A 7,613-nucleotide genomic window follows, 5' to 3' on the forward strand; every position below is an offset into this window, starting at 1 on the left:
AGATTAAAAAAAGAGAGCCACCCCACATGGGGGGTTTAGTTTTCTAAATTTTCAGCCTCGCCCTTATTTAACATCTCCCCGCTGTGAATATCCCTCTCCTTAATCACATTACCCTCATCATCATAGTCCTCATCTCGTAGTCCATAAGACCAAAGATTATCGGCTAATAAGTTAGGGGTTAAGCCCGCACAAGTTAAATCATACCTATTGATACCACCATCGCATAAGAGTTGTGCTACAAATTTCGCCTCTTTTTGATTTTTAGGTAAAAATCTCGCCCACTCTTCCAAAGTAACGCCATAGCCATTGTCCTCTTTTCCCTCTTCTCGTTTTAATTTTTTAGCATAAGCCTCAATCACACGAATAAACAAAGTCAAATCAGTAATATCCATATCATCAAAGCTTTCAAAGAAAGCGTCATCAACATTACGATTTTCAATCATAGCATTCCACTCGTGGTCGCTATGGTGCTTTAACTCCGCCATATAAGAGAGAGCGTGAATAACAATCATACTAAATTGAAAACCTCTAGTCTCATACAACATAGGAGAAAACAAACCGCTCAATCTTTTCTTACGCTCCTCGTTAGCATACAAATCAGCCATTAAAAGAAAATAAGTCTCTGATTTGTCAGCGAAATCAAAGTCCAACTTATATTTGCTTTCTTTCTCTTTAGGCTCTTTAGGAGTTGAAGTCCTTTCTTTCACACTCGGTCCGCTAGTTACCACTTTGATACCATCTAAAATGTCCGCTTTATCGTTTTTAGCGTGAAGTTTCATATGCTCGGTCAATGGAACTTTATTAAACCACTTTAAGAACTTATCGCTATTGAAAACATAAGTGGCTTCATTGCCTTTTTCGCTCCTTAAGGTTACACGATTAAACCCAATATTAATGACTTTAGCTTCCACCACTTTGTTATTGATCGTGGCTTTGACTAACGCCCCTAACTCTAACTCATTTTCGTTTTGAAATCCCATTTTTTGCTCCTCGCAATTTTAAATTTTAAAAATCCGCTATAATCGGTCGTTCAATGTTTTTTAATGTTTTTATCTTTTTGGCATGGCTTGTTCCTCCTTGTTGTGGGGTGGGCGCTTTTCAAACGCCCCCTTATTTTTAAGTGTCGCATCATTTGATCTCTTTTAAAAGAGCGTTTTTAAAAGCTTTAATTTCGCTTTCACCCACCAATTCAGCGATGCGGTAACGTGCGATTAAAAAGTCTAATAACTTTTCGCTCCTTTCTTTGATTTGTGCGACTCCAAAAGAAGCGTTTTTAGCCACTTCTTTTTCACTATAAGAGCCTTTCAGGTATGCCTTTCTTTTTTCATCAAAAGGCTTGTTGCTTAAAGAGCTGTTAGCGTTTTTAGGAATTAAGAGCAAGTTCCCTAAAGCATGCACGATATGGGGGTTTTTAGCCCAACTTTTTTCTTTAGCGCTATAGCCTTGATCGGGTTTTTGGGGCAAGATATGCTCAATGCTTTCTATACTGCTATCAAAATTCAGAGTCGTTTCAGGGTTATGGTATAGCTCGTATTCATACAGCAAGTAATTCAGCGCCTTGCCCCACTGATACCATTTTTCAGTATTCTTTTTGGAATGGATGCCCTCTTCAAGCAATTCTAAAGCACTATTTCCTTGTCTGTTGAAAAAACTCTTTTCTAGCGTTGGAAGTTTTTCAATGACGATATTTTCTTCCCCATATCTATACGCTCTGAACGCTTCAAAAGCCAATTCAATCCATTCATTTTTAGCCGTATTCTTGCCAGCAACCCCATAGACTAAAAACCCGAAACGCTCCAAATACTCTAATAAGCTCTCCAATTCTTTGGTGGTATAAGGTTGTTCATTAGCGCTTCTTCCAACAAGCTGTATGGTTAAAAGAGAGAGCAATAAGGGCAGAAAAGCGTTATAGCTCAAAGCGTTTAAACGCCGCATCTTGTCTAGCAAGCCGCGCATTTTAGGCGTGATTTCCATCTCAAGCTTTCTATTGTCATCAAAAATAAGGGCGATAGATTTTTCATCAAGCGTGTGCAAGAAATGCCAAACTTTAGAAGAATAAGAAAGATAAAATAACAAATCATCTATTCTTTCATATTCATCATCAAAGTTGGTGTTGTCGGTATATCTTTTATGAGCGTTAAACTCCATCTCCAATAACCTCTTTTTAAAATCCCCTTTCTCGCCATAATAATACGCTATAAAATGCTTTAAAAAACTATCTAAATGATCATCTTCAAAGGATCTCAAATCGTGATAAATCCTAGTGTAGGTATCATTGATTTCGTTTTGAAGATTTTCTAAATCTTCTTCATCGCAAATCTTGTGCACCACAAAATGCAAGCGGTTTTTTAACAATTCCAGAGTGGATAGATCCTTACCACGATTGTTAATCGTTTCAAAAGAGCTGAACGGATCGATTCGGTTATCGTTCAATTCCACCACACTAAAAAGCATTTTCTTGGTGAGGGCGTCAAGCAACTTGTTAAGCGTTGTGTTGGGGAGATTGCGGATCTTTTCTTGAAAAAATTCGTAAGCCTCAATAAGATTTTTAGCGTAAAAAGAAGTTTTGAACTTTTCTAAATCTTTTTCTTCTCCCATGATCGCCCTAAAAGCTTCACTCAAACCATAATACTTATAGGATAGAATGGGTTCAAGGTTGATTAAAGAATACTTTGGGTCTTTGTTTTGGGTGGTTTTTGCTAAAAGGCCCAGTAAAATCAAACTTGTAGCCAATCGTTGCTGGCCGTCTATGATTTCAAAAGCACTGCTTTCAAACTCATTTTCAGACTCTCTTAAGGTTAGGCTGTGCATGTAATGGAATTTATCTCCCAGCTTAGAGACATGCTCTAAATCGTTCCAAAAATCCTTCAATTGCCTCATCTGCCATGCATACCCCCTTTGATAGCTAGGGATTTCAAACACGCCTTTTTCAATCACTCCGTCTAAAGTTAACAATTCCATTAAAATCCTTTCATAGGTTTATGGGTAAAAACCCATAAACCTTCATTTTTTCGCTCAATCAATTTCATTGAATTTTGAAGTTGTAGGTAATTTGTCAAACAATATGCGTTTTTATTGACCAATTCTTCGTATTCCTGGCTCCCTTTTTGAGCGCAAACGCCATAAATCCCTAACGATCCCCCATCATCAACTTCAATGCGATCATGGTCAATCTTTGGGGCAAAAACGCTCCGTTGGACTTCAGCCCCTCTAGTCGTTGAATCCTCATTCACAATACCAATGATGTAATCCGCTTTACGCACTTTTTCAAAATCTTTATATTCAGCTACTTTATCCATTCTTGGGCGAAAAAAAGTCAAAGTGCATTCCTCACAAGCTTGTTTGAAAGGCTTGCCCTCTAAATCCGTATTTTTTGGATCGTTGTAATAATCGCTTTTGAATAAGCACAACAACAAATTGTATTTTTCATGCGCTTTTAAATCTTCTAACTGAGCCATCGTCTTCTCCTTGTATTGAATTTAACTCTGTAAGCCCCACTGATTTAAAAATGGGGCTTATGGAATCAAATGGTTTGAAAAGGTGGTGCGGGTTAATGAAAGGGGGAATAATAAAAAATAGGGGATTTTTAAATCGGTTTTGGTAAAAGCGATAAAAGTATGGTAGCGTTGCTTGGTTGCTTGAATGATAGAATGATTGAATGATAGAATGATAGAATGATTGAATGATTGAATGATTGAATGATAGAATGATAGAATGATAGAATGATAGAATGATAGAATGATAGAATGATAGAATGATTGAATGATAGAATGATTGAATGCCATTCCTACCCCTTTTTTGAAAAAAAGATGACTTAGGGTATTGTATCTAGTGGTATTTAATTGATTTAATGATGCGTTTGATTTAATGATGCGTTTGATTTAATGATGCGTTTAATCTTAAAGCTTTATTTTTTAGCCCCCCATTCCAATTAGTTCCCCAATCATTTCCAAATAACTTTCATCCATTCCTTTCAAACTCTAAATTTTCTTTCAAACTCTCAAAACTTTAAGCAAACTTTAAGCATTGGATGTCTATAATTACATTTCGTTTTTAAAGACAAGCTTTAAAAAGTTCTTTAACTCAAACTCAAGCAAGTTGTAAAAGCTAAAAGCTTTATAATATAAAAGCCCACCAGCTATAAAACTTGAGCGTTAAAAAAGATTTAGGGATCAAGCATTTTTAAGTCTTCTTTAAGGGTTTAACATTAAGAGTGATTATAGCGGGTTTTTAAAGAAAAACGAAGTTATTTGATTTAATATTGTTAATAGCCTATGTAAAAGTAAAGTAAAACTACAATAACTCTGTCTTATATTCATTAAGGCAGTGGTAGCGCTGAAGAATATTCGTGCAATTGTCGTTATTCATTATAAAAAGGGCGGGTTTTAAAGGATATTTTAAAATTTAAAACAAGCTTTTAAGAGCAGATGGCGGATGCCTTGCCAAAGAGAGGCGATGAAGGACGTACTAGACTGCGATAAGCTATGCGGAGCTGTCAAGGAGCTTTGATGCGTAGATGTCCGAATGGGGCAACCCAACTAATAGAGATATTAGTTACTCTAATATAGAGAGCGAACCTAGTGAAGTGAAACATCTCAGTAACTAGAGGAAAAGAAATCAACGAGATTCCCTAAGTAGTGGCGAGCGAACGGGGAAAAGGGCAAACCGAGTGCTTGCATTCGGGGTTGAGGACTGCAACATCCAAGAGAACGCTTTAGCAGAGTTACCTGGAAAGGTAAGCCATAGAAAGTGATAGCCTTGTATGCGACAAGGCGTTCTTAGGTAGCAGTATCCAGAGTAGGCCAGGACACGAGAAATCCAGGTTGAAGCTGGGGAGACCACTCTCCAACCCTAAATACTACTCTTTGAGCGATAGCGAACAAGTACCGTGAGGGAAAGGTGAAAAGAACCGCAGTGAGCGGAGTGAAATAGAACCTGAAACCATCTGCTTACAATCATTCAGAGCCCTATGATTTATCAGGGTGATGGACTGCCTTTTGCATAATGATCCTGCGAGTTGTGGTATCTGGCAAGGTTAAGCGAATGCGAAGCCGTAGCGAAAGCGAGTCTTAATAGGGCGATTAAGTCAGATGCTGCAGACCCGAAGCTAAGTGATCTATCCATGGCCAAGTTGAAACGCGTGTAATAGCGCGTGGAGGACTGAACTCGTACCCATTGAAACGGGTTGGGATGAGCTGTGGATAGGGGTGAAAGGCCAAACAAACTTAGTGATAGCTGGTTCTCTTCGAAATATATTTAGGTATAGCCTCAAGTGATAATAAAAGGGGGTAGAGCTCTGATTGGGCTAGGGCTGCTCGCCGCGGTACCAAACCCTATCAAACTTCGAATACCTTTTATCGTATCTTGGGAGTCAGGCGGTGGGTGATAAAATCAATCGTCAAAAGGGGAACAACCCAGACTACCAAATAAGGTCCCTAAGTTCTATTCTGAGTGGAAAAAGATGTGTGGCTACTCAAACAACCAGGAGGTTGGCTTAGAAGCAGCCATCCTTTAAAGAAAGCGTAACAGCTCACTGGTCTAGTGGTCATGCGCTGAAAATATAACGGGGCTAAGATAGACACCGAATTTGTAGATTGTGTTTGACACAGTGGTAGAAGAGCGTTCATACCAGCGTTGAAGGTATACCGGTAAGGAGTGCTGGAGCGGTATGAAGTGAGCATGCAGGAATGAGTAACGATAAGATATATGAGAATTGTATCCGCCGTAAATCTAAGGTTTCCTACGCGATGGTCGTCATCGTAGGGTTAGTCGGGTCCTAAGCCGAGTCCGAAAGGGGTAGGTGATGGCAAATTGGTTAATATTCCAATACCGACTATGGAGCGTGATGGGGGGACGCATAGGGTTAAGCGAGCTAGCTGATGGAAGCGCTAGTCTAAGGGCGTAGATTGGAGGGAAGGCAAATCCACCTCTGTATTTGAAACCCAAACAGGCTCTTTGAGTCCTTTTAGGACAAAGGGAGAATCGCTGATACCGTCGTGCCAAGAAAAGCCTCTAAGCATATCCATAGTCGTCCGTACCGCAAACCGACACAGGTAGATGAGATGAGTATTCTAAGGCGCGTGAAAGAACTCTGGTTAAGGAACTCTGCAAACTAGCACCGTAAGTTCGCGATAAGGTGTGCCACAGCGATGTGGTCTCAGCAAAGAGTCCCTCCCGACTGTTTACCAAAAACACAGCACTTTGCCAACTCGTAAGAGGAAGTATAAGGTGTGACGCCTGCCCGGTGCTCGAAGGTTAAGAGGATGCGTCAGTCGCAAGATGAAGCGTTGAATTGAAGCCCGAGTAAACGGCGGCCGTAACTATAACGGTCCTAAGGTAGCGAAATTCCTTGTCGGTTAAATACCGACCTGCATGAATGGCGTAACGAGATGGGAGCTGTCTCAACCAGAGATTCAGTGAAATTGTAGTGGAGGTGAAAATTCCTCCTACCCGCGGCAAGACGGAAAGACCCCGTGGACCTTTACTACAACTTAGCACTGCTAACGGGAATATCATGCGCAGGATAGGTGGGAGGCTTTGAAGTAAGGGCTTTGGCTCTTATGGAGCCATCCTTGAGATACCACCCTTGATGTTTCTGTTAGCTAACTGGCCTGTGTTATCCACAGGCAGGACAATGCTTGGTGGGTAGTTTGACTGGGGCGGTCGCCTCCTAAAAAGTAACGGAGGCTTGCAAAGGTTGGCTCATTGCGGTTGGAAATCGCAAGTTGAGTGTAATGGCACAAGCCAGCCTGACTGTAAGACATACAAGTCAAGCAGAGACGAAAGTCGGTCATAGTGATCCGGTGGTTCTGTGTGGAAGGGCCATCGCTCAAAGGATAAAAGGTACCCCGGGGATAACAGGCTGATCTCCCCCAAGAGCTCACATCGACGGGGAGGTTTGGCACCTCGATGTCGGCTCATCGCATCCTGGGGCTGGAGCAGGTCCCAAGGGTATGGCTGTTCGCCATTTAAAGCGGTACGCGAGCTGGGTTCAGAACGTCGTGAGACAGTTCGGTCCCTATCTGCCGTGGGCGTAGGAAAGTTGAGGAGAGCTGTCCCTAGTACGAGAGGACCGGGATGGACGTGTCACTGGTGCACCAGTTGTTCTGCCAAGAGCATCGCTGGGTAGCTACACACGGATGTGATAACTGCTGAAAGCATCTAAGCAGGAAGCCAACTCCAAGATAAACTTTCCCTGAAGCTCGCACAAAGACTATGTGCTTGATAGGGTAGATGTGTAAGTGCAGTAATGCGTTTAGCTGACTACTACTAATAGAGCGTTTGGCTTGTTTTTTGCTTTTTGATAAGATAACGGCAATAAGCATGGATAAGTTACCACTGCCTTACTGAGTGTAAGAGGGTTGGAGTTTTATGAAGACTTTTATAGGGTTAAACTTTAATGAGGAATGAGAGACTATCTCAATGGTTTAAAGTTAAAGGCTATTAACGATCTTCTTTGTTAAAAAACAGCTCCCTATAAAGAGAAAGGGGAGTTAAGGGTAAATGCGTTTATCTTTAGCTCCCTTTTCCTTGTGCCTTTAGAGAAGAGGAACTACCCAGTTAACCATTCCGAACCTGGAAGTCAAGCTCTTCATCGCTGATAATACTGCTCT

At 40.9% G+C, this 7,613-nt stretch carries 4 protein-coding genes and 2 rRNA genes; 2 read left to right on the forward strand and 4 right to left on the reverse strand.

Annotated elements, in window-relative coordinates; translation table 11 throughout:
- Positions 1–35: 35 nt before the first annotated feature.
- The 4 genes from G6069_RS07640 to G6069_RS07655 all read right to left on the reverse strand — a co-directional run bounded on the left by G6069_RS07640 (position 36) and on the right by G6069_RS07655 (position 3,785).
- Positions 36–980: a hypothetical protein gene (locus tag G6069_RS07640; protein WP_197293900.1), complete on the reverse strand. Its 945-nt coding sequence runs from the start codon at positions 978–980 to the stop codon at positions 36–38.
- Between the two features lie 148 nt (positions 981–1,128).
- The gene (locus G6069_RS07645) at positions 1,129–2,961 is read right to left on the reverse strand and encodes a DUF262 domain-containing protein (protein WP_197293901.1); all 1,833 of its coding nucleotides are present in this window, start codon (positions 2,959–2,961) and stop codon (positions 1,129–1,131) included.
- Positions 2,961–3,458, reverse strand: a complete 498-nt coding sequence (locus G6069_RS07650; RefSeq protein WP_001927210.1) for a hypothetical protein — start codon at positions 3,456–3,458, stop codon at positions 2,961–2,963. Before G6069_RS07650 ends, G6069_RS07645 begins: the two co-directional genes overlap by 1 nt.
- Positions 3,459–3,515: 57 nt before the next feature.
- A complete protein-coding gene (locus tag G6069_RS07655; protein WP_197293902.1) occupies positions 3,516–3,785 on the reverse strand; it encodes a hypothetical protein in 270 nt (89 codons plus the stop codon).
- A gap of 622 nt (positions 3,786–4,407) precedes the next feature.
- Here G6069_RS07655 and G6069_RS07660 point away from each other — a divergent pair.
- A 23S ribosomal RNA gene (locus G6069_RS07660) occupies positions 4,408–7,294 on the forward strand.
- A gap of 234 nt (positions 7,295–7,528) precedes the next feature.
- A 5S ribosomal RNA gene (rrf, locus tag G6069_RS08195) occupies positions 7,529–7,613 on the forward strand; the annotation flags it as partial.

Origin of the sequence: Helicobacter pylori (genome assembly GCF_017594925.1) — a bacterium.
Taxonomy (GTDB): domain Bacteria; phylum Campylobacterota; class Campylobacteria; order Campylobacterales; family Helicobacteraceae; genus Helicobacter; species Helicobacter pylori_DP.

Coding starts and splice junctions, on each gene's coding strand:
- G6069_RS07650 (WP_001927210.1), bottom strand. CDS start 3,458: ATGGCTCAGTTAGAAGATTTAAAAGCGCATGAAAAATACAATTTGTTG.
- G6069_RS07645 (WP_197293901.1), bottom strand. CDS start 2,961: ATGGAATTGTTAACTTTAGACGGAGTGATTGAAAAAGGCGTGTTTGAA.
- G6069_RS07655 (WP_197293902.1), bottom strand. CDS start 3,785: ATGGCATTCAATCATTCTATCATTCAATCATTCTATCATTCTATCATT.
- G6069_RS07640 (WP_197293900.1), bottom strand. CDS start 980: ATGGGATTTCAAAACGAAAATGAGTTAGAGTTAGGGGCGTTAGTCAAA.